The 25,657-nt window shown below is 38.0% G+C and carries 20 protein-coding genes; 16 read left to right on the top strand and 4 right to left on the bottom strand.

Annotated features, from left to right (window positions below):
- Window positions 1-109: 109 nt before the first annotated feature.
- The 3 genes from RRV45_RS17965 to RRV45_RS17955 all read left to right on the top strand — a co-directional run bounded on the left by RRV45_RS17965 (window position 110) and on the right by RRV45_RS17955 (window position 3,835).
- Window positions 110-1,279 (top strand): ankyrin repeat domain-containing protein, encoded by a 1,170-nt coding sequence (locus tag RRV45_RS17965; protein ID WP_315666026.1) that lies wholly within the window; start codon window positions 110-112, stop codon window positions 1,277-1,279.
- A gap of 510 nt (window positions 1,280-1,789) precedes the next feature.
- Window positions 1,790-3,331: a xanthine permease gene (locus RRV45_RS17960; protein ID WP_315666025.1), complete on the top strand. Its 1,542-nt coding sequence runs from the start codon at window positions 1,790-1,792 to the stop codon at window positions 3,329-3,331.
- 48 nt (window positions 3,332-3,379) lie between these two features.
- Complete coding sequence (locus RRV45_RS17955) at window positions 3,380-3,835, top strand: nucleoside deaminase (RefSeq protein WP_315666024.1); 456 nt, start codon at window positions 3,380-3,382, stop codon at window positions 3,833-3,835.
- Between the two features lie 124 nt (window positions 3,836-3,959).
- Here the strand turns inward: RRV45_RS17955 and RRV45_RS17950 are convergent, their stop codons facing one another.
- The 3 genes from RRV45_RS17950 to RRV45_RS17940 all read right to left on the bottom strand — a co-directional run bounded on the left by RRV45_RS17950 (window position 3,960) and on the right by RRV45_RS17940 (window position 7,528).
- Complete coding sequence (locus RRV45_RS17950; protein WP_315666023.1) at window positions 3,960-4,829, bottom strand: alpha/beta hydrolase; 870 nt, start codon at window positions 4,827-4,829, stop codon at window positions 3,960-3,962.
- Window positions 4,830-5,290: 461 nt separating this feature from the next.
- The gene (locus RRV45_RS17945; protein ID WP_315666022.1) at window positions 5,291-6,148 is read right to left on the bottom strand and encodes a manganese catalase family protein; all 858 of its coding nucleotides are present in this window, start codon (window positions 6,146-6,148) and stop codon (window positions 5,291-5,293) included.
- A 138-nt stretch (window positions 6,149-6,286) separates the two neighbouring features.
- On the bottom strand, window positions 6,287-7,528 hold the full coding sequence (locus tag RRV45_RS17940) for a Zn-dependent hydrolase (RefSeq protein ID WP_315666021.1): 1,242 nt from the start codon (window positions 7,526-7,528) through the stop codon (window positions 6,287-6,289).
- A gap of 358 nt (window positions 7,529-7,886) precedes the next feature.
- Here RRV45_RS17940 and RRV45_RS17935 point away from each other — a divergent pair, with 358 nt between their 5' ends.
- The 8 genes from RRV45_RS17935 to RRV45_RS17900 all read left to right on the top strand — a co-directional run bounded on the left by RRV45_RS17935 (window position 7,887) and on the right by RRV45_RS17900 (window position 17,124).
- Window positions 7,887-8,756, top strand: a complete 870-nt coding sequence (locus RRV45_RS17935; protein ID WP_315666020.1) for a cation diffusion facilitator family transporter — start codon at window positions 7,887-7,889, stop codon at window positions 8,754-8,756.
- A gap of 66 nt (window positions 8,757-8,822) precedes the next feature.
- Window positions 8,823-9,149 carry a YnfA family protein gene (locus RRV45_RS17930; protein ID WP_315666019.1) on the top strand — a complete coding sequence of 109 codons (327 nt, stop codon included), beginning with the start codon at window positions 8,823-8,825 and terminating at the stop codon, window positions 9,147-9,149.
- A gap of 42 nt (window positions 9,150-9,191) precedes the next feature.
- Window positions 9,192-10,490 (top strand): arsenic transporter, encoded by a 1,299-nt coding sequence (locus RRV45_RS17925; protein WP_315666018.1) that lies wholly within the window; start codon window positions 9,192-9,194, stop codon window positions 10,488-10,490.
- A 254-nt stretch (window positions 10,491-10,744) separates the two neighbouring features.
- Window positions 10,745-11,290 carry a helix-turn-helix domain-containing protein gene (locus tag RRV45_RS17920; RefSeq protein ID WP_315666017.1) on the top strand — a complete coding sequence of 182 codons (546 nt, stop codon included), beginning with the start codon at window positions 10,745-10,747 and terminating at the stop codon, window positions 11,288-11,290.
- A gap of 140 nt (window positions 11,291-11,430) precedes the next feature.
- Window positions 11,431-13,467: a hydantoinase/oxoprolinase family protein gene (locus RRV45_RS17915; protein WP_315666016.1), complete on the top strand. Its 2,037-nt coding sequence runs from the start codon at window positions 11,431-11,433 to the stop codon at window positions 13,465-13,467.
- Window positions 13,464-15,119 (top strand): hydantoinase B/oxoprolinase family protein, encoded by a 1,656-nt coding sequence (locus tag RRV45_RS17910; protein ID WP_315666015.1) that lies wholly within the window; start codon window positions 13,464-13,466, stop codon window positions 15,117-15,119. Before RRV45_RS17915 ends, RRV45_RS17910 begins: the two co-directional genes overlap by 4 nt.
- A 147-nt stretch (window positions 15,120-15,266) precedes the next feature.
- The gene (locus RRV45_RS17905) at window positions 15,267-15,707 is read left to right on the top strand and encodes a DUF3830 family protein (RefSeq protein ID WP_315666014.1); all 441 of its coding nucleotides are present in this window, start codon (window positions 15,267-15,269) and stop codon (window positions 15,705-15,707) included.
- Window positions 15,708-15,795: 88 nt separating this feature from the next.
- Entirely contained in the window at window positions 15,796-17,124 is a 1,329-nt protein-coding gene (locus RRV45_RS17900; RefSeq protein ID WP_315666013.1) for a purine-cytosine permease family protein, read from the top strand.
- A 92-nt stretch (window positions 17,125-17,216) separates the two neighbouring features.
- Here RRV45_RS17900 and RRV45_RS17895 read toward each other — a convergent pair whose 3' ends face one another.
- The gene (locus tag RRV45_RS17895) at window positions 17,217-19,259 is read right to left on the bottom strand and encodes a prolyl oligopeptidase family serine peptidase (RefSeq protein ID WP_315666012.1); all 2,043 of its coding nucleotides are present in this window, start codon (window positions 19,257-19,259) and stop codon (window positions 17,217-17,219) included.
- A gap of 608 nt (window positions 19,260-19,867) precedes the next feature.
- On the opposite strand from RRV45_RS17895, the gene RRV45_RS17890 reads away from it, so the two are divergent.
- The 5 genes from RRV45_RS17890 (at window position 19,868) to opp4C (ending at window position 25,553) form a co-directional block, all read left to right on the top strand.
- On the top strand, window positions 19,868-20,830 hold the full coding sequence (locus RRV45_RS17890) for an ABC transporter ATP-binding protein (RefSeq protein ID WP_315666011.1): 963 nt from the start codon (window positions 19,868-19,870) through the stop codon (window positions 20,828-20,830).
- Window positions 20,831-20,841: 11 nt separating this feature from the next.
- Window positions 20,842-21,876, top strand: coding sequence for an ABC transporter ATP-binding protein (locus tag RRV45_RS17885; protein WP_315666010.1), 1,035 nt, complete (start codon window positions 20,842-20,844; stop codon window positions 21,874-21,876).
- Window positions 21,877-21,890: 14 nt separating this feature from the next.
- Window positions 21,891-23,564: a peptide-binding protein gene (locus RRV45_RS17880; protein WP_315666009.1), complete on the top strand. Its 1,674-nt coding sequence runs from the start codon at window positions 21,891-21,893 to the stop codon at window positions 23,562-23,564.
- A gap of 85 nt (window positions 23,565-23,649) precedes the next feature.
- Window positions 23,650-24,600, top strand: a complete 951-nt coding sequence (locus tag RRV45_RS17875) for an ABC transporter permease (protein ID WP_315666008.1) — start codon at window positions 23,650-23,652, stop codon at window positions 24,598-24,600.
- An 83-nt stretch (window positions 24,601-24,683) separates the two neighbouring features.
- Complete coding sequence (opp4C, locus tag RRV45_RS17870; protein ID WP_410489391.1) at window positions 24,684-25,553, top strand: oligopeptide ABC transporter permease; 870 nt, start codon at window positions 24,684-24,686, stop codon at window positions 25,551-25,553.
- Window positions 25,554-25,657 lie beyond the last annotated feature (104 nt).

Raw genomic sequence — 25,657 nt, 5'->3', positions numbered from 1 at the left:
TCTGATTTCGCACACAATAAAATATTGTATATATCCTAGGTCATCCTTCTTTATATACAATTTTTATTGAAATGTGAAGTTGGCCCTTTTTTTAAAGGAGAGGAAAATTGTGGATAATAAATCGTTGAATTCAGAACTTCTACTTGCGAGTGAACGGGGAGATCTAATAGGTATTGAGAATCTATTAAATGATGGAGCAAGTGTTGATTATAAAGATGCCGATGGACGAACAGCACTGATGGCAGCAACACAAAAGAACCAGGTGGCTGCCGCCAAAAAGTTAATTGATGCTGGAAGCGATGTAAATACAAGAGATATCACTCAACTTACCCCTTTTATTGCTTCTGCTGCAAATGGGTTTTATGAGATTACACGTTTAATGATTGCTGCTGGTGCTGATTTAAAAAGTGTTAATCGCTTTGGCGGCACTGCTTTGCTCCCTTCTAGTGAAAAAGGTTATTTAAAGACTGTACAAGTATGTATTGATGCAGGAGTTCCTGTAAATCACGCCAATAACCTAGGCTGGTCTGCTCTGTTAGAGTCGGTCATATTAGGGAATGGCGGCCGTTTATATTCCGATATTATTCAAACGCTAGTGGATGCAGGAGCAGATGTAAACTTACCGGATAGAGATGGGAAGTCCTCTGTTCAGCACGCTGTAGAGCTAAAACAGGATAAAGTATTAAAAATTCTTCGTAAGGAATTTATAGAGGAAAACGAAGCTATTACTAAAGCGAAACATCTTGCGAAAAACGATCAGTATGAAGAAGCGATTGCAGAAATTAATAAATCTATAGAAACAGGTAATAAGGACCTTGATCTCATTTATTATAAAGGCTATTTCTTACAAGAATTAAAGAAGTTTGAAGAGGCGTTACAAGAATACAACAAGGCTTTAGCCCTGGATCCAAATGATCTGGATTTTTATTTCTATACAGCTAACTGCTATAGATTATGGAAAAAGCCAGAGGATGCCCTTAATGAATATGATAAAGCTTGTAGTCTAGATCCAAATGAAACGTTTTATCGTTATCATAAATCGAATTATTTAAGAGAATTAGGCAGACATATGGAGGCTGTCAATGAGATGGATAAGCTGTTGGCTCTCCAGCCTCATAGATACGATTTCTCATTTCATAAGGCAAACAGTTTAAGATCATTAGGTAAGCATGAGGAGGCCATTGCAGCTATTGAAAATGCAATTTCCCATGATCCAACAAATCCTCTGTATCATTTGCATAAAGAGCAATCGTTGGAATTATTAAAAAAGACAAAATAAACTTAAATTCGGAAGCATGGAGAAAAGCGGTTCTAAAGTAATCATTACAGATCCGAAAAGACTTGAATGAGGTAATTAAGGAAAAAGCTGTACACATATTGTTAAATGCTTAAAAATTTCTAGAGTGGCCACCATTTTTTGGTGGCCGCTTAAATATGTTAAGAGTTTATTGTATATACTAATCCATATCTAGTATATTCTGTGTCATTTCGTACAAAATACATTGTATAAATTGCCTAATAACATTCGCCCATTTTTGGATTTTGTACACAATGACGGATTTGTGCAATTTGTATAAACTAAGCATGTAGGGTTTAGTGTAAATGCCTAAATACTTATTCCAATCTGAGGCATCGTAATGAGCCTTGCAAAATGCTGAATTAATTAATTCAAAGCTATATTTAGAAACCTATAGGCACGCATTTGAAACTTTTGTGCGAGTTGAAACCGCTCACAAGCGAATGGATCCTCGCTAGTGAGAAAAATAATACATTATTAAGGAGAATTCACATGGGAAAAGTAGCGTTCTGGAAAAAGGGAGACATTGCTGCTGCCTTCGGTTTATTCGTTAACGTTTTGACAGACTTTTTGGTTATGATCTCATTATTAATTGGTGTAGTTGGTATGCCATCTGAGTTTGTTTTTAAACGAATTGTTCCTGGTTTTGGACTTGCTGTATTGATATCTGGTATTATTTTTGCTTATTTTGCCTATCAATTAGCGAAGAAAACAGGTAGGACAGATGTTACTGCACTACCATCAGGTTCTAGTTCACCTGGTATTTTTCTTATCGTATTTGTTATTATGCTTCCCCTTTATCATCAAACACAGGATGCTGTTTTCACAACAACAGTTGCAGTGATTTGGGGTTTTGTTGAGGCCTCCATTTTATTCCTTGGAGCATTCCTAGGTGAAACGATTAGAAAGATTGTCCCTAGAACTGTACTACTAGCAGCCCTGGCTGGTTTAGCATTTGTATTCTTAGGTATGAACCCAATGCTTCAATCCTTTGAAATGCCAATCGTGGCATTTGTTGCACTAATCATCATCTTTATGAACTGGTTAAGTAAACATCCGATATTTAAGAGAATACCCACTGGTTTATTACTGATCGTTGTCGGAACTGCAATTGCTTGGATAGCTGGATATCAAAACCCTGCTGATGTTACTGCAGCTCTAAAAACATTTGGCTTTAATCCTCCTATGTTGCATTTAAATGGACTTGTCGAACATTTTAGCGCAGCTTTGCCATATTTATTAACTGCTATTCCTTTAGGGTTAGCAAACTACATTTTTAACCTTGAAAACGTTGAAGCTGCAGCAGTTAGTGGAGATGAATACAAAACTAGAGATGTTATGCTTGCAAACGGTTTTGCTACCGCAATAGGTGGTCTTTGTGGAAACCCATTCCCAGTAACAGTCTATGTAGGTCACGCTGGTTGGAAGGAAGTTGGTGCAGGTTTAGGTTATTCTATCGCCAGCTCTGCTGCCATATTCCTATTATCGATTTTCAGTCTAATGGGTCTGTTGCTAGCTGTTGTCCCAATTGCCGCTATTGTTCCGATGCTTGTATTTATTGCGATTGTAACAGGGCATCAAGTTGTTAAAGAAAGTCCGGCATTTGAAGCTCCAGCAATCTTTGTATGTTTCTTCCCATGGGTTGCTAACTGGGCACTTGTTGCTGTAAATAATGCACTTTCAGCTGCTGGTACATCTGCGGGGAATGCTGCAGGTCAAGTTTCTTCACTTGATATGAATAATGCTGGACTTTTCTACGATGGCTTGGTTGCTCTAGGTAATGGTGCACCTATTTCCAGTGTTCTATGGGGTTGTATCGCAGTATTTACAATCCGTAACACGCCTATTGGAGGCATCATAGCTGCAGTGCTGGCAGCTGGTTTATCTTTTATGGGTGCCATTCACACAGCCACGATCGGATTTGCACAAGCAACTGCTATGCCTTTCGTTTGGGGATATCTACTAATTGCATTATTCTTAGCATATAAACTCTATGTTAATAAGAAAGAAAATATTGGTCCTGTTACAGAATAAAATAGAAGCTTGTGAATTAAAAATTGATATTACTGGGAGGCTTTTACGATGGATTACATGAAATTAGCTGTGGACGCAACGATTGAAGGTATGAATAAAGGACACGGTGGCCCATTCGGTTCTACAATCGTTCGCAACGGTGAAGTAATTGCAGCTGTTGGAAATACAATGATGAGAGACACGGATATTTCAGCACACGCAGAAATGGTTGCTATTCGTGAAGCTACGAAAAAACTAGGAACATTTGACTTATCAGACTGCGAAATTTACGCAACTTGCGAGCCTTGCCCAATGTGTATGGGAGCGATTATCTGGGCTGGTATTAAAAATGTGTACTATTGCAGCACGAATGAAGATGCCGCTACGCATGGTTTTTCTGACAAACACCTTCGCGCATATTTAAAAGGTGAAGACGATAGTGTTGTTAACATGATTAAAGTTGAAAACAGAGAAGATTGTGACTACCTATGGGAGCACTTCCATAAGTTAAATGATGAGAAGTAATGATCTATAAAAATGTGAGTACTAAATGACTTGTCCGGCACTTTTTAGGTGCCGGATTTTGTCATTTGTAAATAAATAAAACCTTCTCCAATTTATGGTTTATGGGAGAAGGTTTTTTAATATATTATTCGGATAAATGAGTTTGAAGGAATTCTACTACTTGTGTAAGTGCATCTTGTACGGTTGGGTTATGGAAGTCTTTATCGAATACATGCTCTCCATTTGGGATGGTAATTAACTTTGCCTCAATTCCTTCTTTAACAAGTGCTCCGCGCATAAATACGGATTGTTCGTAAGGGACATCCACATCCTTTGTACCGTGCAAAAATAAAGTTGGCGGGTAGTCCTTCGTAATATTATAAATGGGAGAATATTTTTGTATTTCCTCTTTATTCATATGCGGGTTAATTCCAGTTACCTCTTGGATCCAATGTCCGGTTTGTCGGGCATATAAATATAATAGAAATCTAGCTTGAACAGAAGCCTCAGTGATTATTCCATTGGATACAAGCCGGTCGGCAATTTCTTTTGGCACTCTATCTTTTTGGAGGTAGAAGCTGTTAGGGGTAGTTGCCCAATTAGCACCTATATCCCCATATCCATAGAAGGATACGATTGCACGTGGCTTGGTAGTAAATGTACCAGTAGACAATGCTAGAAATCCACCAGCTGAGCCGCCAATAACTGCGATTCTATCCCCATTAACAGAGAATTGCTTTGGTCCTTCTAATTTAATCCAGTTTAATGCATCCTGAACATCATCGAGGATGCCCGATAGCTTTGTTTCTGGAGCAAGTCTGTAATCGATAGAGAACACAGCAAAGCCATTAGTTGTATAAACCTGAATCATTTCCTCTGTAAGCTCTTTTCTTGTGCCCCACAGAAGCCCGCCTCCATGAATATAAACAACTACAGGAGCATTTTCACGATCTGTTTTATGGAAATCCGCTTTTAGAGTATAGCCATTTCCTTCTTTGTATATAATTGTATTCATTTTACTGATTTCACGTCCATTCTAGTAGTCTTTTGATAGTTTCTGTATGTGAATTTGACGATATACAGTATACCAAAAAGAAGAGAGATGGTCATTTTAAGAATGCTGGAAATGCAGGGATGAATATTTACCCAAGTAAAAAGGTGATTCACTTATGTTGCCTGTTTTGGAAGTTATTAAAGGAAAGCTCATTCATAGTGCAGGTTTTGGATGGTGAAGTTCGAAAATGCTAACCATGAACATTTCATGGTGCGGATTTTGGCTGAAAGAGTTCGAAAACGCTAACTATGAAAGTTACATGGTACGGGTTTTGGCTGAAAGATTTAGAAAATGCCAACTATGGAGCCTTCATGGTGGTTAAATAATTCTATTACAGGGCAAGTCAATAGTTGAAATCGGAGAGGATACTTGCCCTGTTAGTTTAAATAGGCTCTAAATTAATAGTACAACATTGTTAATCATTAATTATTCATATCGCTTAAGCCTGGACTGTGTTCATTTGGCATTTCAGGCATTAATGGAACTGGGAAACCCTGAGGAGGAGCTGATACTGTAAAAGGCTCACCATTTCTGCTTGGTGTTTGCCCTTGAAGGATCTCTCCAATTCTGGTTGGATCCAATCTAAAATTAAATTGAGTATTATGATAGCCCAATTCTACATATTTCCTGCATTCTGGATATTTATTTATATCGTAGTTGGGTATAGGTAAAATCTTCCCCCAATTCACACCTAATGTTTCAAGTGCCTTTGCAAAAGCGTTTTGATGGGTATTATCTCTTACAATAAGAAAAGCTAGTGTTTCACGGAATGTTTTATTGGAGCTCATTTCATATATACGTGTTTTTTGGAGAACTCCAGTGGATTCGAGAACTAAATTATCAAGTAAATCACTTATTAGATTTCCATGACTATAAACCCAAGAACCATTCCATGGGTTTCCAGCTGCATCAACTGGGAGTGAAGCTTGTGCTCCGACAATATAATGATGTGGATTGGCATGTCTAACGGCATCGTCAAGAGGCGCCTGGTCAACCCCCGCGTTGCCTGGAACATCGGATTTACCTGAATCATTTAATAGCTGATTAATTGTATTCTGAACGAGCTCGACATGGGCGATCTCTTCTAGAAAAACTCCTCGAAGCAAATCTCGATACTGTGTGTCTTTGCCTCTAAAATTTGAACCTTGAAAGAAATATTGCATCATTGTTCTCATTTCACCAAAGTGTCCGCCTAATATTTCTTGCATAACCTTGGCCGCTTCTGGATCTGGTTGATCTGGTGTAATGAAATTAATTAATTCCTCTTTGTAATAGTACATTGCTCACACACTTTCATTAGGTAATTAGTTTCAATTAATATCATTAAACTTTATGTTTTTTTTATTCATACTTATATTTTTTTTAAAAAAACTAAGGCACCGCCAACAGGAATTTGACGATACCTTAGTTTCAACATATTATATATGTTCAGCTTTCGCATACTGTAAAACAGCATCTTCTAAAACATCAATTCCTAATAAAATGTCATCTAGTTCTGTGAATTCATCAGGATGATGACTTAATCCGTCAACAGATGGTACAAAAATCAGCCCAACTGGACCGAGCCTTGTCATGTTCATCGCGTCATGGCCAGCACCACTTTGCATGACTTCGTAGGAAAGCTCCTTCTCTTCGCAGATGTTTCTGATCCCTTCTACAAGCTCTTCAGAAAGAATAACAGGCTCTTCTAGGCTTATAATATTACTTTCAATCTCAAGCTGTCTCTTTTCTTTTACAGAAGCAATCGTTTCATAGACATGATTTAACACGCGCTCCCTTGACTCTGTGGAGGTAGAACGGATGTCGATTTTAAGTTCAACCAAACCAGGCACCACATTCATAGCTCCAGAAGGAACATCCAAAACACCTACAGTTCCAACTGTCCCATAAGCCAGTTCAAGCTTTGCAGCTTTTTCAACCTCTAAGGCAATCTCGGAGGCTCCAAGAAGGGCGTCTTTTCGCATATTCATTGGAGTTGTACCGGAATGTGAGGCTTTCCCAAATATTTTAAGAAGAAGCCTCGCAGGTGCTGCAATCCCCGTAACAATTCCGATTTTTTTCTGATTATTTATTAGGACAGGGCCTTGCTCGACATGCAGCTCGAAGTATGCTTTGAATCCCTCGTTTGCTCTGCTTGCTTCATCAATACTATTAAAATCGAGAGCACATAAGGCTAATGCCTTTTCCATCGTAATGCCATCGCGGTCTTTCAGATGCCGGTATTTTTCTTTATCTAGGATTCCGGCCATTGCCTTACTTCCAAAGGTAGAAACACCAAATCGGGAGGATTCCTCACAAGCGAAGGAAACGACTTCAATCGGATGGTCTGTCAAGATGCCCCTAGCATTTAAACGCGAAATGACCTCCAACCCCGCTGTCACACCAACTAAACCGTCATATTTTCCGCCTTGATACACAGTATCTAAGTGAGACCCGATCACAACTGGAGGAAGGCCTCTTATTTTTCCTTCTCTTCTGGCAATTAAGTTTCCGCATGGGTCAAGGCGAACATCTAATTTTTCATCCATACAAAGCCTCATGAAAGCATGAGTACCTGCCTGCTCCTCATTTGTATAGGCAACACGCGTTATACCGATATCACCCGAATTGTACTGATTCATTTTATTAAAAAGTGCTTCATACCGTTCCCTCAAATCCATAATGTATCTCCTATTAAATATTTTTTAGCGAATGATTAATACATAGATTATATCTATTATTTACTGATTCTAAAAGAAAAAACGTAACATGAAGCTGCGTTTTGTTTCATGAATAATCAATTATAATGTTTTCATATATAACTGGAACATAAGCACCGAATAGAAGATATGGGCTTTTTTCGCGGGAAGAAGTTGCTGTCACCTGCTGTTTTAATGATTGTTATTATAAAATAAATATAGCCTAAGCCAACATATTTTTATAGACGTTACTTTTATAGAATAGTGAAAAAAGGTTTCTATAGACCCACCCAGATTCTTCCTGATAGTATTGTTAAGGATAATTATGGAGGTAGAACCTATGGATCAACAAAAATATAATGATTTAAAGCTTGGGGAACGTGGAGCTATTATTAGTATTATTGCCTACATATGTTTATCTGTCTTAAAGTTAGTGATTGGAAATATGGCAGATTCAGAAGCCTTAAAAGCTGATGGCTTAAATAATACAACTGATATTGTTGCTTCTATTGCAGTATTAATTGGTCTAAAACTTTCTCAAAAACCAGCTGATTTGAACCACCCCTACGGACATTGGAAAGCTGAAACAGTTGCTTCAATGGTAGCTTCATTTATCATGATGGCCGTTGGGATTCAAGTTTTATATACAGCGATTTCTACTATTTTTAAGGGCGGACATACATCCCCTGATTTGATTGCAGCATGGACGGGGATTTTTTGTGCCATCGTCATGTATGGTGTGTATCGCTATAATAAAAAATTAGCAAACAAAATTAATAGTCAATCAGTCATGGCAGCAGCAAAGGACAATCTTTCAGATGCGTGGGTTAGTATTGGAACAGCAGTTGGAATTATAGGATCTCAATTTCAACTGGCATGGCTTGATCCCGTGGCTGCTGTTATCATCGGATTATTAATTTGTAAAACAGCCTGGGATATTTTTAGAGAGGCTTCTCATCAATTGACTGATGGCTTTGACGAAAATGAGATTCAATCTTTTAGAGAAACGATTCAAAACATTTATGGCGTGAAAGGAATCAAAGAAATTAAGGCAAGAAGTTATGGCAATAACAAGGTGGTAGATGTCGTTATCCTTGTAAATTCGAAATTAGATATTACAGGTGCCCATAATATTTCTACTGAGGTGGAACAGGCACTAGCCATCAAACATGGTGTATATGATGTTCATGTCCATGTTGAACCGAATTAATTTAATAATAAGTCATACCATTGATGGCACTCTTTATCAAATATTATTAGTTTAGGAAGTGTGTATATGTTTACTGCTATTTTCTTGTTTATTTTTGCAGGAATAGCTGAGATTGGCGGAGGTTATCTAATTTGGCTGTGGCTAAGAGAAGGGAAGCCTTATTACTGGGGTATTTTCGGAGGGATAGCTCTAGCTTTATATGGGGTTATTGCTACATTTCAAACATTTCCTTCGTTCGGCAGAGTCTATGCAGCGTATGGAGGGGTATTTATCGTACTCTCTGTTTTATGGGGATGGGGTATTGATAAAAAAACACCAGATTTGTATGACTGGCTTGGTGCATCTATTTGTTTAGTTGGTGTTTCAGTAATGTTGTTTGCACCACGCCAGTAAGGGGCAGAGCCTAATCATGTGAGTAATTGGAGGATTTGTGTATTGATATCAGTCATGTTAGCATCAGCGATTTTCTTAATAACACTTATTTTAGTTATTTGGCAACCCAAAGGTTTATCGATCGGATGGTCAGCATGTGGAGGAGCAATCCTTTCATTACTCGTTGGGGTGGTTGATTTTGAAGATGTCATGGATGTGACTTCGATCGTATGGAATGCCACTTTAACGTTTATTGCCATTATTATTATCTCGCTTATATTAGATGAAATTGGTTTTTTTGAGTGGGCGGCGTTACATATGGCTAGGGCAGCCAAGGGCAATGGGGTAAAAATGTTTGTGTATGTCAGTATTCTCGGAGCGATTGTTTCCGCATTTTTCGCTAATGATGGCGCCGCACTAATCTTGACGCCAATTGTGTTAGCGATGGTGCGCAATTTGCATTTTAAAGAAAAAATGGTTTTTCCATTTATTATAGCCAGTGGATTCATAGCGGATACAACATCCCTGCCATTAGTTGTCAGTAATCTTGTTAATATCGTTTCCGCGGATTATTTCGGAATTGGATTTAATGAATTTGCATCAAGAATGATCATTCCAAACTTCTTTTCACTTGCAGCTAGTATTTTGGTATTATATCTTTTCTTTCGTAAGAGCATACCGAAGAATTATGATCTATCTAATTTGAAAGAACCAGTAGAAGCGATTCGGGACGACAAAATGTTTTTATTGTCATGGTATGTACTGGCTGTCCTCCTTATGGGGTATTTTGCTAGTGAATTTACTGGGATTCCCGTCTCAATCATTGCGGGCATAGTAGCGATTTTCTTCCTCTTCATGGCAAGAAGAAGCCATGCGGTGAATACAAGGACAGTCATGAAAGGGGCTCCATGGGCTATCGTCTTTTTCTCAATTGGAATGTATGTGGTTGTTTATGGCTTGCGAAATGTTGGGTTAACGAATGTTTTAGCGGATGTCATTCAATCAGCTGCTGATCAAGGTTTATTTACCGCGACAATCGGGATGGGGTTCATTGCTGCACTGCTTTCATCTGTAATGAATAATTTACCTACTGTTATGATTGATGCCCTAGCAATTTCAGAAACAAACACAACGGGAATTATAAGAGAAGCACTCATTTATGCTAATATCATTGGTTCAGACTTAGGTCCAAAAATTACGCCAATTGGCTCCTTGGCAACATTATTATGGCTGCACGTCCTCTCCTTAAAAGGTGTAAAAATCTCATGGGGAACGTATTTTAAAACGGGGATTGTCTTAACGATTCCGACATTATTCATCACACTTGCTGGTTTATATATTTGGCTGTTGTTTATTAATTAAAAGTTAAGAGATTTGCTGAAATTGGAAAATAGTAATTTAGTTAAATGCATCTATCTAATAGGTGCATTTTTTATTTGATATAGGTCAGTAATAGATGTGGAGTTATTATATTATGAAAATATTAAAAATAAAATCTTGCCTTAAAATATAAAATATTTTAAAAATTTATTTACAACAAAAATAATTATGATAAAATCATAAACAATTACAGTCATACAGTAATTATTCCTCAGATAGAAGAAAGGGATTCAACTATGGAAGAAATTTTTCAAAAAATCAAACAATTACGGTTTGAACAGGGAATGACATTAAAGGAGCTAAGCGAAAAGACAGATCTTTCTGTTAGTTTTTTGTCGCAAATAGAAAGAGGGACATCTTCACTTGCTATTACATCTTTAAAGAAAATTGCCGATGCCTTTGGGGTTAAGATGATTCATTTTTTTGAGGAACCAGAGAGCTTAAATTATGCAGTAAAAAAGCAAGATCAAAAACCATTTAAAATAGAAAGCTCAGATTCTACTTATCTTCGGTTAAGCCATAATTTTGCAGACCGAAAAATAGAGCCATTCCTTGTAACTATGCAGCCTCGTCAAAGGGATATTGAGCTTGTAAAACATCCTGGAGAAGAATTTTATTATGTTTTAAAAGGAGCGGTACTGCTCACGGTGGATCAAAATGAATATTACTTGCGAGAAGGAGAAGCCATTCATTTTCCATCGACTCTTCCACATATGTGGGAGAATCCGCTTGATCAAGAAACGATACTACTTTCGGTCATCACTCCAGTTATTTTTAATTAAATAAAATAGATTACCTCATTTGAAGGGAGGAATGTCCCGTCATTCTGGAGTCTTAGTTAACGATTATGGTTTTATATTGTTTTGGAAAGGTTTACAACAAAATTAATCGCTTAAGTGAACTAGAAGGGGAGGAAACATGAATGTCGCGTTATCGTCTTGGAGTGGATATTGGAGGTACCTTTACTGATTTGGTTGTTTATGATCGATTAAAAAATGTCTATCATACGAAAAAAACATTAACGACTCCACATAATTTAGCTGAAGGTGTGCTAGAGGCTATTGGTCATTATGTGAAAGACTTATCCGAAATAGAATACTTTGTCCATGGAACGACTTCTGGCTTAAATGCTTTTTTAGAAAGAAAGGGAGCGAATGTTGCACTAATTGTAACAAAAGGATTTAGGGATGTTTATGAAATTGGCAGGGCCAATCGTACGGAAATGTATAATATTCAATTTAACAAACCAGCAACCCTTGTTGAGCGGGAGCATATTTACGAAATTCGTGAACGAGTGACATTTGATGGCTCAATCGTTACACCCATAGATGAGGAAAATCTTCAGCAAATCATCGGAGAATTAAAGGGAAAAAACTATGATGCTGTGGCTGTGTGCCTAATGCATGCTTACCGTAATCCAGATCATGAAGATCAAATTCGAACAATAATTGAAAAGGAACTGGATATTCCTGTTTCACTATCCAGTGATATTGCAAGAGAATGGAGGGAATATGAAAGGGTCAGTACAACGGTCATTAATGCATACATCGCCCCAATTGTAAAAAAATACTTAAATATTCTTGAAAAAGAAGTCGAAAAAAGAGGCTTCAAAAAGGATATCTATATTATGCAGTCCAATGGCGGAGTTATGACTTCAAAAATTGCTAAACGTTTGCCTTTGCAGACTCTTATGTCCGGTCCAGTTGGAGGAACAATTGGAGGAATGAATTTAACAAAGCTTACAGGTGATTCTAACCTGATTTGTGTAGATATGGGCGGTACTAGTTTTGATGTAAGTATGATTATCGATGGACAGCCAGATATTACAGCAGAAATAAATATGGAAGGCTTCCCTATCCTATCGCCAATGGTTAATATTCATACGATTGGAGCGGGAGGAGGCTCGATTGCTTGGGTGGAGGCAGGCGGATTGCGTGTTGGTCCGAAAAGTGCTGGTTCTTCTCCAGGACCTGCTTGTTACGGAAAAGGAGGAAAGCAGCCAACTGTAACGGATGCCAACTTAGTGCTTGGTCGAATTGATGAAAATAACTTCTTAGGCGGAGATATCAAGCTAGACAAACAAGCTGCAATCCAAGCAGTAAAATCAGTTGCTGACCAGATTGGCTTGTCGATACAAGAAACTGCAGAAGGTATCTGTGATATCGCTAATGCCAAAATGGCGGATGCAATCCGAACATTGACCGTTAAACGCGGTATTGATCCTCGTGACTTTACACTAGTAGCTTTTGGCGGCGCGGGACCAATGCATGCCGTATTAATTGCAGATTTATTAGATATGAAGAAAGTGTTTGTTCCAAGCGTTTCTGGAACGTTTTCTGCATGGGGAATGCTGCAAACAGATATCCGTTTTGATACGGTTCGAAATTATGTCGCAAGCGTCAGCCAAGTCAATTATGCTGAAGTGGACTCTTTTTATGAAGAAATGAAACAAGAAAGTATTTCGGTATTAAACCAGCAGAACATTCAAACAGATGAAATTAGATTCCAAAATAGTATAGATGTCCGCTATGAAGGACAGGAGTATACCGTTAATATTGTGAACGAAACGAATGATCTTAAGAAAATTGAAGAGGACTTCCATAAAGCCCATTTAGATATTTACGGTCATAATAATCCAAGAGGATCAATTGAAATCGTGAATCTTCGTGTAACAGCTTTTGGAGATCTAGAAAAAGCCGAATATGTAAAGTCCAACAATCGCTTAGAACAACAAGCGGTTCCAGCATCTAAACGCAAAGTTGTATGGAATAATGTTGAAGAAGAAACAAATGTATATTCAACAGATGATTTATCATACGGAAACTATTTTAGTGGACCTGCCATTGTAGAAGATAAAAACTCAACACTCGTTATACCACCAAAACACTATATTTCTATCGATGAATATCTAAATATTGAAATTGTGAAGGAAACAGCAGAACAGGAGGTTTTAGTATGAGCACTCAACAACAAGTTTACTTGGAGAATCCGGTTACAACAGAAATTGTGAGAAATGCACTTATTTCGGCAGCTGATGAAATGAACGCGAGCCTGGCACGAAGCGCTTTTTCACCAATTATTTATGAAATGAAGGATTGCAGTGTTTGTATTTTTAACCGCGATGTAGAGCTGTTGGGACAATCTGCAGGGTTGCCTATTTTTCTAGGAAATATCGATGAGTGTATTAAGGTAACAACCAATGTCATTGGCGGCATCGAAAGGTATAAAGATGGAGATGTATATATTTTAAATGATTCATATATTGGCGGAACTCATTTAAATGATGTCACAGTTTTCTCTCCAATTTTCTTCGAAGGTGAGCTTGTTGGTTTTACAGCAAACCGTGCCCACTGGTTGGATATTGGTTCGAAGGATCCTGGATATCCGATGGATGCTACAAGTATTTATCAAGAAGGAATTCGAATTCCTCCTACAAAAATTTATGATAATGGAAAGCCCATTGAAGATGTTATTCGACTTATCGTTTCTAACAATCGTTTCCGTGAAGCGGCTCTTGGGGACTTAAATGCACAAATAGCTGCATGCAGAACAGGTGAGAAAAGATTTAAGGAATTAATTGTGCGCTTTGGCATTGACCGAATTAATCGCTGTATCCATGACATCTTTAAGCAATCAGAGGAAATGGACCGTAGTGTCATCCGCAATATTCCAGATGGCGAGTATGAAGCGGAAGGCTATCTTGATAATGATGGGGTAAAGGATGAGCCAATCCTAGTGAAGGTTAAGGTAACGGTTAAAGGAGAATATATTACTATTGATCTCACTGGCTCAAGCAAACAGCGCTTCGGACAAACAAACTGTGGATATGCTCAGACCATTTCAGCCTGCCGTGTGGCTTTTAAAGATTTAATTAGCCCAAGTTCCCCAGTAACTGGAGGAAACTTTAGAACGATGAATGTTATTGCACCGGAAGCTACGATATTCCATGCAGTAGAGCCTGCTCCATGCGGATGGTATTTCACTCCGCTTGGCTTACTTATTGATTTAATTATTAAAGCACTTTCTCCAGTAATGAAGGATAAGGCAGCAGGAGCTCATTATGGGGATTCAATGGTTGTCACATTTGCAGGGATTGATGAAAGGACAAGCGAGTCATTCTTAAGTGTAGAAGCAACAGCAGGAGGATGGGGCGCATTCCATAACGGTGACGGTCAATCAGCCTTAATCAATCATGTAAGCGGGGACTTTAAAAATCTCCCTATTGAGGTATTTGAATCTAAGTATCCAATTAGAATTAATCAATATGCACTAAGACAAAACTCAGGCGGTGCTGGTCAGTATCGCGGAGGTCTTGGCGTTGTAAGAGAATACGAGATTCTTAGTGAGGACACGACTGTTTCTCTGTGGTTTGAAAGATCTAAGACACCAGCTTGGGGACTTTTTGGAGGGCAGCCTGGTATGAAGCCTGATGTGGAAATTACTTCTGATGGCCAAGTTGAACATTTACTGAAGGTAAATGGCAGAAAGATCCGCAAGGGCGATATCGTCAAAGTCATGACTGGCGGAGGCGGGGGCTTCGGTGAGCCATCAGAAAGAGCCGCTAAAGATAAGGAAAATGATAAGAAGAATCAGTATGTTACAGCAGAATAAGAATATTACGTACTGTTAAAACCCTAATATTACAGCAATGTGGAAGGATATTCTTAAAAAATGATTAGAGGAATACCTTCCTCCTTTTTTAATAATATTAGACTGATAATTTAGAAGATTTCACACTTTAGAGGATGTGCATTGATTTTGAAAAGAATTAAATTCAGCTTTGAAGGTGGAGGAGAGGTTTACGCAACATTGCTCGAGGAAAAAGCTCCATTAACATGTGAAAAAGTATGGAATTCATTACCTTTTGAAAGTGTTGCTACACAATCCCGGTGGTCAGGGCGGGAATTCAACTTTGCTTATAAAGAAACAGATTTGCCCCCTAGAGAAAATCAAACCATTTATACAAGTATTGGAGAAGTTTGCTATTGGAGAGATTGGAACTGGGAAGAGGAGAGCACTTTACCTCAAGTACTAGCGATCTATTATGGAGCGGAAATGGCAAGAAGTCACAAAGGGCATGAGCCAGTAAATGTTTTCGCTCAAGTGGATTATAGTGATTTTGAGAAACTTTTAAAGATCGGTGAAAGAATCTGGCTTGAGGGAAAAGAGAAAATTTTTATAGAGAGGTGTGAGAGATAGCACACGAAAGGAAGAAGGGTTACTCCTAGGTCATTCACCTAGTAAAAAATAATAATCTATTTTTTGAATAATGAGGAGGGAAAGGTATATGGCATCAATGAATGATGATAAGGCCTTGGCAAAAGTTCCGGAAGGAGAAAGGCAGCACTGGATTGTGCCGGCAACCATTTTTGGGGGATTGGAATTTTCAGTTCCAGTCATCATGATAGGAGCGGCACTTGCGGGAAGCTTTGGTTTGTCAAAGGTACTATTAATTCTGATAATAGGACTTGTGGTAATTCAGTGGATCGGGAACGCACTCCAAGGATATCTTGGAGCTAAGACAGGTCTGCCTTCTGCTGTTATTTCAAGAACGAGCTTTGGTTCTTTACAGGCAAGATTCTTAATCGGCTTAGCTCTAGTAATCTTAAATATTGGCTGGTTTGCTGTGAATACAGCAGTTGCTGGAAACGCGATTTCAGCCGTTCTCGGTGTTGATTACAAAGAACAGTGGATGCTTTGGGCATTATTAACTGCAGTTGCAGGCATTCTTTTTTCATTGCCAGCCATTATTGGCTATAATTCCATGAAGTGGACAGATTATTTAGCAGTACCAGCAGGATTGCTATTAATTTTTGCAGGTGTATTCTACTCATTAAAAGGCGCTGGCTGGGAAAAAATCGCATCATGGAATCCTGAACCTTCTATGACCTTTTTGGGGGGAGTCAGCCTTATATTAGGAGCAAATGTTGCCCAATGGTTAATTGCATCTGATTATACTAGATATTCGAAGCCAAAAATTAAAGATCAAGCATTAATCCCACTTGGAATTATCGTAATTGGATTTGTTTTTTTCCTTACAGGTGCAATCATGTCTGTTGGGGTCGGAAGTGCTGATATCGTTGCAGTTATGCAAGATTTAGGTTTTCCGTTCTGGGGATTTTTAATATTATGGCTTGCACTCTGGACAAGTCAAATCGTAGCCAGCTATTCAACAGGCCTTGCAGCAGCCAATATGTTTAATATTGATTCCGGGAAAGGACGTGCCTGGTTAACTATTGGTGGATCAATCGCAGGAATCATATTAGCCTTAGCGGGAATTTTAAACTTCTTTATGGATTTCCTAATCTTATTAGGGGTCATATACCCTGCCATTGCAGGAGTGATGTTTGCTGATTTCTTCTTTATCCGAAACAAACAATGGGTTGACAAAAGCGGCTGGAATTGGGTAGCAACCCTTGCACTATTAATAGGTGCTTTAGTAGGCTATCTAACCCAATATGAATTTCCACTTGGAATACCTGCTGTTCAATCTCTAGTTATTTCAGGAATTGTCTATCTTTCAGTTATGAAATTAAAAGCAAGGGTCAAGCCGGATCAGTTTACTAAGGTTGATGATGTTATTAACGAAAATACAAATGAAGCAGTTAATAATTAAATTTAATGAATGATAAAAGATGAAAAGATAAACCTAAAAAATTCATAGAACAAAATAAATCGGGGCGGATTATTCCAGCCCCGATTTTACTCTTATACATATAAGTGTTTAAAAAGAAAAGCATATATATCAGCATGTTCTCCAATAATTTTTCCAACCGGTTTACCTAATCCATGTCCTGCCCCTTTTTCAATTCTCAATAATATTGGGTTAGATGATTGTGGATTGGCATCTTGAAGCGCCGCAGCAAATTTCCGTGCATGTGCGGGAACAACGCGGTCATCAGAATCAGCTGTTGTAATTAAAATTGGCGGGTACTGAAGCCCTTCCTGGATATTATGCAATGGTGAGTATGCATATAGAACTTCAAATTCTTCTTTCGTTCCTTCTGGATCTCCAAATTCCGTAACCCAAAATCTGCCCACTGTAAACTTTTGGAATCTAAGCATATCTAAAACAGGCACATTACAAATAATCGCACCAAAAAGTTCCGGGCGCTGAATCATGCAAGCAGCGACAAGAAGTCCCCCGTTGCTGCCGCCCATGATGGCTAATTTTGCTGAGGTCGTATAACCTTCAGAGATAAGGTATTCCCCCGCAGCAATGAAGTCATCAAATACATTTTGCTTTTTTTCCTTCATGCCAGCTTCATGCCAGGCAAGCCCATATTCACCCCCGCCGCGAATGTTTGCAACAGCGTAAATGCCTCCATTCTCAAGCCATAATAAATTGGAAGCAGAGAATGAAGGGGTTAAGGAGATATGATATCCGCCATAACCGTAAAGCAGAACTGGATTTTGCCCATCACGTTTCATACCCTTTTTATAAGTTAAAAACATCGGCACTTTTGTACCGTCTTTAGATTCATAGAAGACCTGTTCCGTTTTGTAATCGGAAAGATCGAGTTGAAGAGAAGGTGAAAATATAGTCTCAACTTGATCAGTTTCAAAGCTATATTTATAAATCGAAGTTGGTGATAGATAAGATGTGTAGCTAAAATAAAGCTCATTCCCTTCTTTTTTTCCACCAATCTCCACGATTGTTCCTAATTCTGGAAGTGGTATTTCCTTAACAAACTCACCTGACAGAGTGAAAAGCTTTAATACATAGGAAGCATGGCGAATGTAAGAAACGACTAAATGCCCTCCGATCATTTTAATAGTAGAAATGGACTCCTCGGTCTCGGGAATAACTACGGTCCAATTCTCACTCTCTAGAGCATCTATTGAAAAACTAATGATTTTACCGTTTGGCGCTTCTTTATCTGTGAAAAAATAAAATTGCTTATCTTCAATGCCAATGAAGGAATAGAGGGCATCTCCATTTTGTAATAGCCACTTAAACTCGCTGTTTGGCACGGTTAAATCTTTATAAAGATATCTGCTTAAATGTTCGGTGCCTCTGCCCGCATAAAGAATTAGATAAGAGTTGTCACTTGTGATCGTTGGATAAAACACCATCTGCTCATCTTCTGGGTATTCAAATACAACCTCATCTGCTGTTTGCTCCGTATTTAATGTATGCCAATACACTTTATTAAAATGATTTTCGTCATTTAATTCATTTTGTGCTTCTGGGTAACGGTTATAAAAGAAACCTTTCCCGTCCTCCGACCAAGCAATACTAGAAAACTTGCACCATAAAATCTTTTCGGGATAATGCTCTATAGTTTCTAAATTTAATATTTTAAATTCCTGCCAATCGCTCCCCTTCTCAGAAAGAGCATAAGCGAGCAGCTTTCCATCTGAATGAAATGAAAGATTCGTAATGGCGATTGTCCCATCATCAGCTAAAGAATTAACATTAAGAATGACTTCCTCTGTTTCTTCAACTGCCTTTAAATCTTTCGCACGGTAAAGAGTAGGCTGGTTATTCGAACCGATATTTTTTAAATAATAATAGAAATCTCCATGCTTTTTTGGAACAAAATATTTCGGATAATTCCATAGATCCTTCAATCTATTATAAATTTTACTCCTTTCTGGGATTTCCTCCATATACTGCACCGTGGCGGCCATTTGTTCTGTATCCCATTCCTTCGTTTCTTCCAGATCAGAATTCTCTAACCAGCGGAAAGGGTCCTTCACAATAGTACCGTGAAAATTTTCTTCTATTTCGGTTTTTATCGATGTCATACGTGAATCCTCCTTTTTCATATCAACTTACAAATAATGCAATTTACATGCCAAATAGTGATAATGATTCTGTTTAACTTTTTTTACATATTTTTTAATTTTATGGCGAAAAATGTATGTTTTTGTAATAATTGTGTGCAAGTTTTAGTCATTTTTTTTCTTGTTGTCATTTAAAAAATGCCGTATAGGATATGCACAAATTTATGTATATCCACCATTTACATGGTGTACCAAACATGATAAGTTAATCTGCCTTACAAAGCCCTGCAGCATGTCCTTTTACAGAAAATTGTATCTGTACAGGTTCAATATTAAGCGATACATCTTTTGGAACTTTATACAATCAAGTGGATATTCATTATGACCACTATATAAATTATTATCTACAGATTTATGAAGTTTTTCTAAATTTTTTTACAATTTTGAAACAAGTGTATAAATAATTTTACAAAATTTCACTGCAAGTATTGTAAATAAGATGGAGATAATCACGTCAGAGCATATCTTTATCATTTTTTTGCAACATTTTACTATGGATTTCAGATAATTCCCCAAATTGGCATAACTCTTGCATGAGGTTCAAATGGACAAACAAAGGAGGTGTTCTTTTGGGAGATTTACTAACAATTAAAAATTTAAAAACATCCTTTCCTTCTAAGAAAAAAGCGACATTTGCAGTGGACGGGGTAGATTTTCATATTAAAGCTGGAGAAAGTGTTGCACTCGTAGGAGAATCCGGATGTGGAAAAAGTATGACTTCCTTTTCAATCATGAGACTGCTCCCGCCTCCAGGAGAAATTTCAGACGGAGAAATTATTTTTGAAGGAAAAAATCTTGTTCAGTTATCTGAGGCTGAAATGTGCGGGATTCGCGGGAAAGACATTTCGATGATATTTCAGGAACCTATGACCTCTCTAAACCCAGTTCTTACGATTGGCGAGCAAATAATTGAGGTAATTCAATACCATCAAAAATTAAACCGGCAACAGGCAAAAATTAAGGCAGGGGAAATGTTGGAGCTTGTTGGTTTTTCGAGGGTTGAAGAGATTTTAAAAGAATACCCTCATCGTCTATCGGGAGGTATGAGACAAAGGGTGGTGATTGCTATTGCCATGTCTTGTAATCCTAAGCTGTTAATTGCAGATGAACCAACGACAGCACTAGACGTAACCATTCAAGCTCAAATCCTGGACTTGATGAGAAGTATTAGGGAAAAGTTCAATACATCAATCCTCCTTATTACTCATGATCTTGGGGTAGTTTCAGAACTAACTGATCGTGTCATTGTTATGTATGCAGGACAAGTTGTCGAAGAAGCGAAGGTTAGGGATATTTTTCGAAAACCGCTTCATCCATATACAGAAGGTCTTATCAACTCAGTTCCATCAATTCGGGGCGAAATTAACCGATTATTTTCGATACCAGGCAGTGTTTCCTCCTCACAAAAAATGCAATCTGGGTGTAAATTTGCTCCACGTTGCCCGAAGGCATTTTCTAGATGCTTCGTAGAAAAGCCAACTCTGACACAAGTAGAAGATTCACATACTGCTAGATGTTTCTTGTATGAATAGGAGGTAAAAGTATGACACTTGCTAAGGAACAAGAGGAAAAAATAGTAGAATATCAGGATCAAGAAATTATCTTAAAAATCAAAAATCTTAAGAAGTACTTCCCCATAAAAGCGGGAATTATTCAAAAAACAGTAGGCCATGTAAAAGCGGTTGATGATATTAGTGTAGAGGTTAGAAAAGGTGAAACTTTAGGAATAGTGGGTGAGTCTGGATGCGGGAAGTCAACGATGGGGCGGACGCTCATTCGTTTATATGACCCAACTGAAGGATCGATTGAATTTAAAGGTAAGGATATTTCGACCCTATCCGAAAGGCAATTAAAAAGAGACTTTCGCAGACAAATTCAAATGATTTTTCAAGATCCTTATGCTTCTTTAAACCCTAGGAGAACAGTTAGAAAAACTCTATTGGATCCATTAGTGACACATAAGTTATATGACAAAAAAGAAGACTATGAAAAAAGAATAATAGAATTGCTAGAAATAGTCGGTCTGGATGCCTCTGCCATTAATAGATATCCGCATGAATTTTCAGGGGGACAAAGGCAAAGAATTGGAATTGCCAGAGCGATTGCTTTAAATCCAGATGTTATTATTGCCGATGAGGCTGTATCAGCTCTTGATGTGTCTATTCAAGCACAAATTATCAATCTGCTAAAAGATTTACAAGACGAATTACAGCTTACTTATATTTTTATTTCCCATGATTTAAGTGTAGTGCGACATATTTCTGATCGAGTGGCTGTTATGTATTTAGGTAAGATTATGGAATTGGCAAATCGGGATGATCTGTTTGATAACCCACTCCACCCATATTCTCAGGCTTTGCTTTCAGCTGTTCCAGAAATGGATTTAGGAGAAGATGAACAAAAGCGGGAGAGAGTCCTTCTGAAAGGAGACTTGCCAAGTCCATCTTCACCTCCAAGCGGCTGTGTGTTCCATACGAGATGTCCTGCTGCTATGCCGCATTGTATGGAGGTGATGCCAAGTTTAGAAGAAGTAAGCCCTAACCATTTTGTATCATGCCATCTTTTTAAAGAACAATAATTGGAGGAATTCATTTGAAAAAGCGAAAATTATTATCGGTTTTATTTGCATTTTCACTCATTTTAGGAATGTTAGCAGCCTGTTCGAATAGCTCAACCCAGAGTACTAATACGACTGAAAGTAATAACAATGCAGGACAGAATCAAGACCAAAAACAAGAGGAAAAGGCAAGTAACGAGCCGCGTCAAGGTGGAAGTCTTGTCTTAGGTACTACTGGATCTCCAACACTATTCAATGCGTACTATTCAACAGACGGCGCAAGCAGAGTGATCGAAAATTTAATCTTTAGCGGACTCGTAACGATTAATCGTGAATTCAAACCTGAGGGCGATGTAGCAGAAAGCTGGGATGTAACAGACGATGGACTAAAATGGACTTTTAAAATAAGACAAGGAATGAAGTTTCATGATGGTCATGATTTAACAGCTGATGATGTTATTTTTTCCTATAGTCTTCCGTTAAATGAAGATTATACAGGTCCATATGGATTGCCTTTTAAAGTAATCAAAGAAATTAACAAGGTAGATGACTATACTGTTGAGTTTGTTCTAACTGAGCCGTATGCCCCATTTATAACGATTACGGCAACAATGGGAGTACTGCCTAAACATCTTTTAGAAGATGTTCCAGTGGCAGAACTCGGAAAACATGAGTTCAATACGAAAAATCCAATCGGCTCTGGGCCATTTAAATTTTCAGAGTGGAAAGATGGACAGTATGTAAAGGTAGACGCTTTTGATGATTATTACGAAGGAAGACCATACTTAGATTCTATCATTTATAAAATTGTTCCTGATGCTAATGCGATCATTGCTCAATTACAAGCTGGCGATATCACATACACTGGCATTACACCTTCTAATGTGCCTATTGCACAGAAAATGGCTGATGAAGGGAAATTAGAATTAAAGTCTGGCGTTTCAAACGCTTGGGACTATATTGGTTATAATTTGCGAAATCCTTTATTTCAAGATAAATCAGTTCGTCAAGCATTAACTCATGCCATTGATCGCGAATCCATTGTAGCAGCGGTTTTAGATGGAGCAGGTCAAGTAACGCATGGCCCTGGAAGTCCGGCAAACTGGGCTTTCACTGAAGATGTTCCAAAGTTTGAATTCGATCCAAGTCAATCAAGTCAGATGCTTGACGAAGCTGGATGGAAAAAAGGGGCAGATGGAATTCTTGAAAAGGATGGAAAGAAATTTAGTTTTACATTAACTACGACAAGTTCAAGTGAAACTTATCAGCAAATTGCTACAGTAGTTCAGCAGCAGCTTGCAGAAGTAGGAATTGAAGTGAAGATTGAATTATTGGAGTGGAGTGCTTATTTAGAAGCAACACAGCCGCCAAATTGGAAATTTGATGCTATTGTCGCCGGCTGGTCAATAGGAAGTGACCCAGATCCAACTTACTTCTGGCATTCTAAAGAAATCGAACAAGGGTTAAACTATTTTGCATTCTCAAATCCAAAAGTCGATGAATTGCTTGATATGAATACGAAGGTTTCTGATATTGATGAAAGAAAAGCTGTTATATCGGAGGCAGAAAAAATTATTACTGAAGAACAGCCATATACGTTCCTCTATAATCCGATGGGCTATATAGGTCATTCACCTAAATTACATGGACCAGAGTTCTCAGTGGCTAATAGCTACTACGATATTCATAAATGGTGGCTAGAAGAATAATAGATTTCTTAGTTATCCCTAATAGAACAGATCGGTAGAATTAGATCTGTTCTAGGGTTACCTAGGAAAAATCAGGGGGTTAATCATGCTTAACTATATAATACGTCGTACACTCTTGGCTATTCCGCTTCTTTTTGGAATAACAGTTGTATCGTTCATTATTATGAAGATTGCACCTGGTGATCCTGCTGCATTTATGATTGATCCCATGATTAAGAAGCAGGACCTTGAAGCTTATAAAGAAATGTACGGCTTGAACGATCCAATTTATGTGCAGTATTTTAAGTGGCTAGGAAATATGCTGCAAGGAAACTTCGGTGAATCTCTTATTCGTCAAGGAACACCGGTAAGTGAATTGATTTTGGCTAGACTTCCAAACACGCTCCTACTAATGGTTGTCTCCACCATTATCGCATTTCTTATTTCAATCCCATTAGGCATTTTATCAGCAACAAAGCAGAATAAGTTTACTGATTATGTCATTACTGTTATTTCTTTTTTAGGAGTTGCAACTCCTAACTTCTGGTTTGGTTTAGTTCTAATCATGGTATTTTCTGTTCATCTAGGCTGGTTCCCAACTGGTGGTGTCGCAACGCTAGGAGCAGAATTTAGCCTTTGGGATCGGGCACACCATTTAATATTACCTGCATTTGTTTTAGCGACAGCAGATATGGCAGGTTTAACACGATATACTAGGTCAAACATGATAGAAGTGCTTCGCCAGGATTATATTCGGACGGCAAGAGCGAAGGGGTTTAGACAAAACAAAGTTATTTATAAACATGGTCTTAGAAACGCATTAATTCCTGTCATTACAATATTTGGACTTATGCTTCCTTCTTTTATTGGCGGCTCTGTTGTTATTGAAAAAATATTTACTTGGCCTGGAATAGGCTTGCTATTCTTTGATGCAGCATTTCAACGAGACTATCCAGTACTTATGGCAATAACAGTGATTGGATCTGCACTAGTTGTTATCGGGAATTTAATAGCAGATATATTATATGCTGTATTTGATCCGAGAATAGAGTATTAGGAATGAGCAGCTTGCTTTAAGGAGGGTGTATAATGCCGCAGCTCAAAGAAAAAGAAACGATTGAAATGAATAATAATATACCAATGATTGATTCAAAAAGTGAAAAACCTGAGAAAATGTCGGCTATTATATTTAATAAGTTTATTAAAAATAAATTAGCTGTAATTGGTGCGATTTATCTCATATTACTTATATTTGCAGCCATTTTTGCTGATGTTCTAGCCCCGCATGATCCAAATCATCAGCAATTGCTAAAAAAGCTTTCTCCGCCTGGAGGGGAATTCATATTAGGTGCAGATAATTTAGGAAGGGATACACTTACCAGATTATTATACGGAGCAAGAGTTTCATTAATCGTAGGTTTTGTCTCGGTTGGCGGATCCATATTTATTGGAACTGTTGTTGGAGCAGTTGCAGGTTATTATGGAGGAAAGATAGATGCATTTTTGATGAGATTTGTAGATGTAATGATTTCTTTCCCATCACTCTTTCTACTAATCATCTTAGTTACTATGTTTGAGCCAAGTATTACTACACTTATATTTGTATTTGCCATTTTTGGTTGGACTGGTACATCGAGATTGGTTCGAGGGGAATTTCTATCACTTCGTTCAAGGGAATATGTACTTGCAGCCAAGACTATAGGTATACCAAGTTATAAGATCATATTTGCACATATTCTTCCGAATGCCATGGGGCCGATTATTGTTTCAGCCACTCTAGGTGTTGGAGGAGTTATTTTAGCTGAATCTGCATTAAGCTATTTAGGGCTCGGGATCCAGCCTCCTACTCCAAGCTGGGGAAATATTTTACAAAGTGCTCAAACTTTGCCTATCATGCTTAATTCATGGTGGTATCCACTGTTCCCCGGTGTTGCCATATTACTTACCGTTTTGGCCTTTAACTTTGTTGGAGATGGCCTAAGGGATGCATTTGACCCAAAAATCAAATAACATCCGATGGAAAAAACCTTAACAATTGATTATCTCTTAATATTGATATATTACCCCCTATCTTTTCATTTGAAAGGCATACCAAGTTGTATGCCCGTTTTTTT

The sequence above is a fragment of the Bacillus sp. DTU_2020_1000418_1_SI_GHA_SEK_038 genome, from assembly GCF_032341175.1.
In the GTDB taxonomy this organism is placed as follows: Bacteria; Bacillota; Bacilli; order Bacillales; family Cytobacillaceae; genus Cytobacillus.
Note: the sequence above shows the minus strand (reverse complement) of the source record. Positions and strands in the feature narration are given on the sequence as shown.

Bases quoted from the DNA above. Each gene is read 5' to 3' on its own strand.
- RRV45_RS17960 (WP_315666025.1), top strand. From the start codon at position 1,790: ATGGGAAAAGTAGCGTTCTGGAAAAAGGGAGACATTGCTGCTGCCTTC.
- RRV45_RS17955 (WP_315666024.1), top strand. From the start codon at position 3,380: ATGGATTACATGAAATTAGCTGTGGACGCAACGATTGAAGGTATGAAT.
- RRV45_RS17950 (WP_315666023.1), bottom strand. From the start codon at position 4,829: ATGAATACAATTATATACAAAGAAGGAAATGGCTATACTCTAAAAGCG.
- RRV45_RS17945 (WP_315666022.1), bottom strand. From the start codon at position 6,148: ATGTACTATTACAAAGAGGAATTAATTAATTTCATTACACCAGATCAA.
- RRV45_RS17940 (WP_315666021.1), bottom strand. From the start codon at position 7,528: ATGGATTTGAGGGAACGGTATGAAGCACTTTTTAATAAAATGAATCAG.
- RRV45_RS17935 (WP_315666020.1), top strand. From the start codon at position 7,887: ATGGATCAACAAAAATATAATGATTTAAAGCTTGGGGAACGTGGAGCT.
- RRV45_RS17930 (WP_315666019.1), top strand. From the start codon at position 8,823: ATGTTTACTGCTATTTTCTTGTTTATTTTTGCAGGAATAGCTGAGATT.
- RRV45_RS17920 (WP_315666017.1), top strand. From the start codon at position 10,745: ATGGAAGAAATTTTTCAAAAAATCAAACAATTACGGTTTGAACAGGGA.
- RRV45_RS17915 (WP_315666016.1), top strand. From the start codon at position 11,431: ATGTCGCGTTATCGTCTTGGAGTGGATATTGGAGGTACCTTTACTGAT.
- RRV45_RS17910 (WP_315666015.1), top strand. From the start codon at position 13,464: ATGAGCACTCAACAACAAGTTTACTTGGAGAATCCGGTTACAACAGAA.
- RRV45_RS17900 (WP_315666013.1), top strand. From the start codon at position 15,796: ATGGCATCAATGAATGATGATAAGGCCTTGGCAAAAGTTCCGGAAGGA.
- RRV45_RS17895 (WP_315666012.1), bottom strand. From the start codon at position 19,259: ATGACATCGATAAAAACCGAAATAGAAGAAAATTTTCACGGTACTATT.
- RRV45_RS17885 (WP_315666010.1), top strand. From the start codon at position 20,842: ATGACACTTGCTAAGGAACAAGAGGAAAAAATAGTAGAATATCAGGAT.
- RRV45_RS17875 (WP_315666008.1), top strand. From the start codon at position 23,650: ATGCTTAACTATATAATACGTCGTACACTCTTGGCTATTCCGCTTCTT.
- opp4C (WP_410489391.1), top strand. From the start codon at position 24,684: ATGATTGATTCAAAAAGTGAAAAACCTGAGAAAATGTCGGCTATTATA.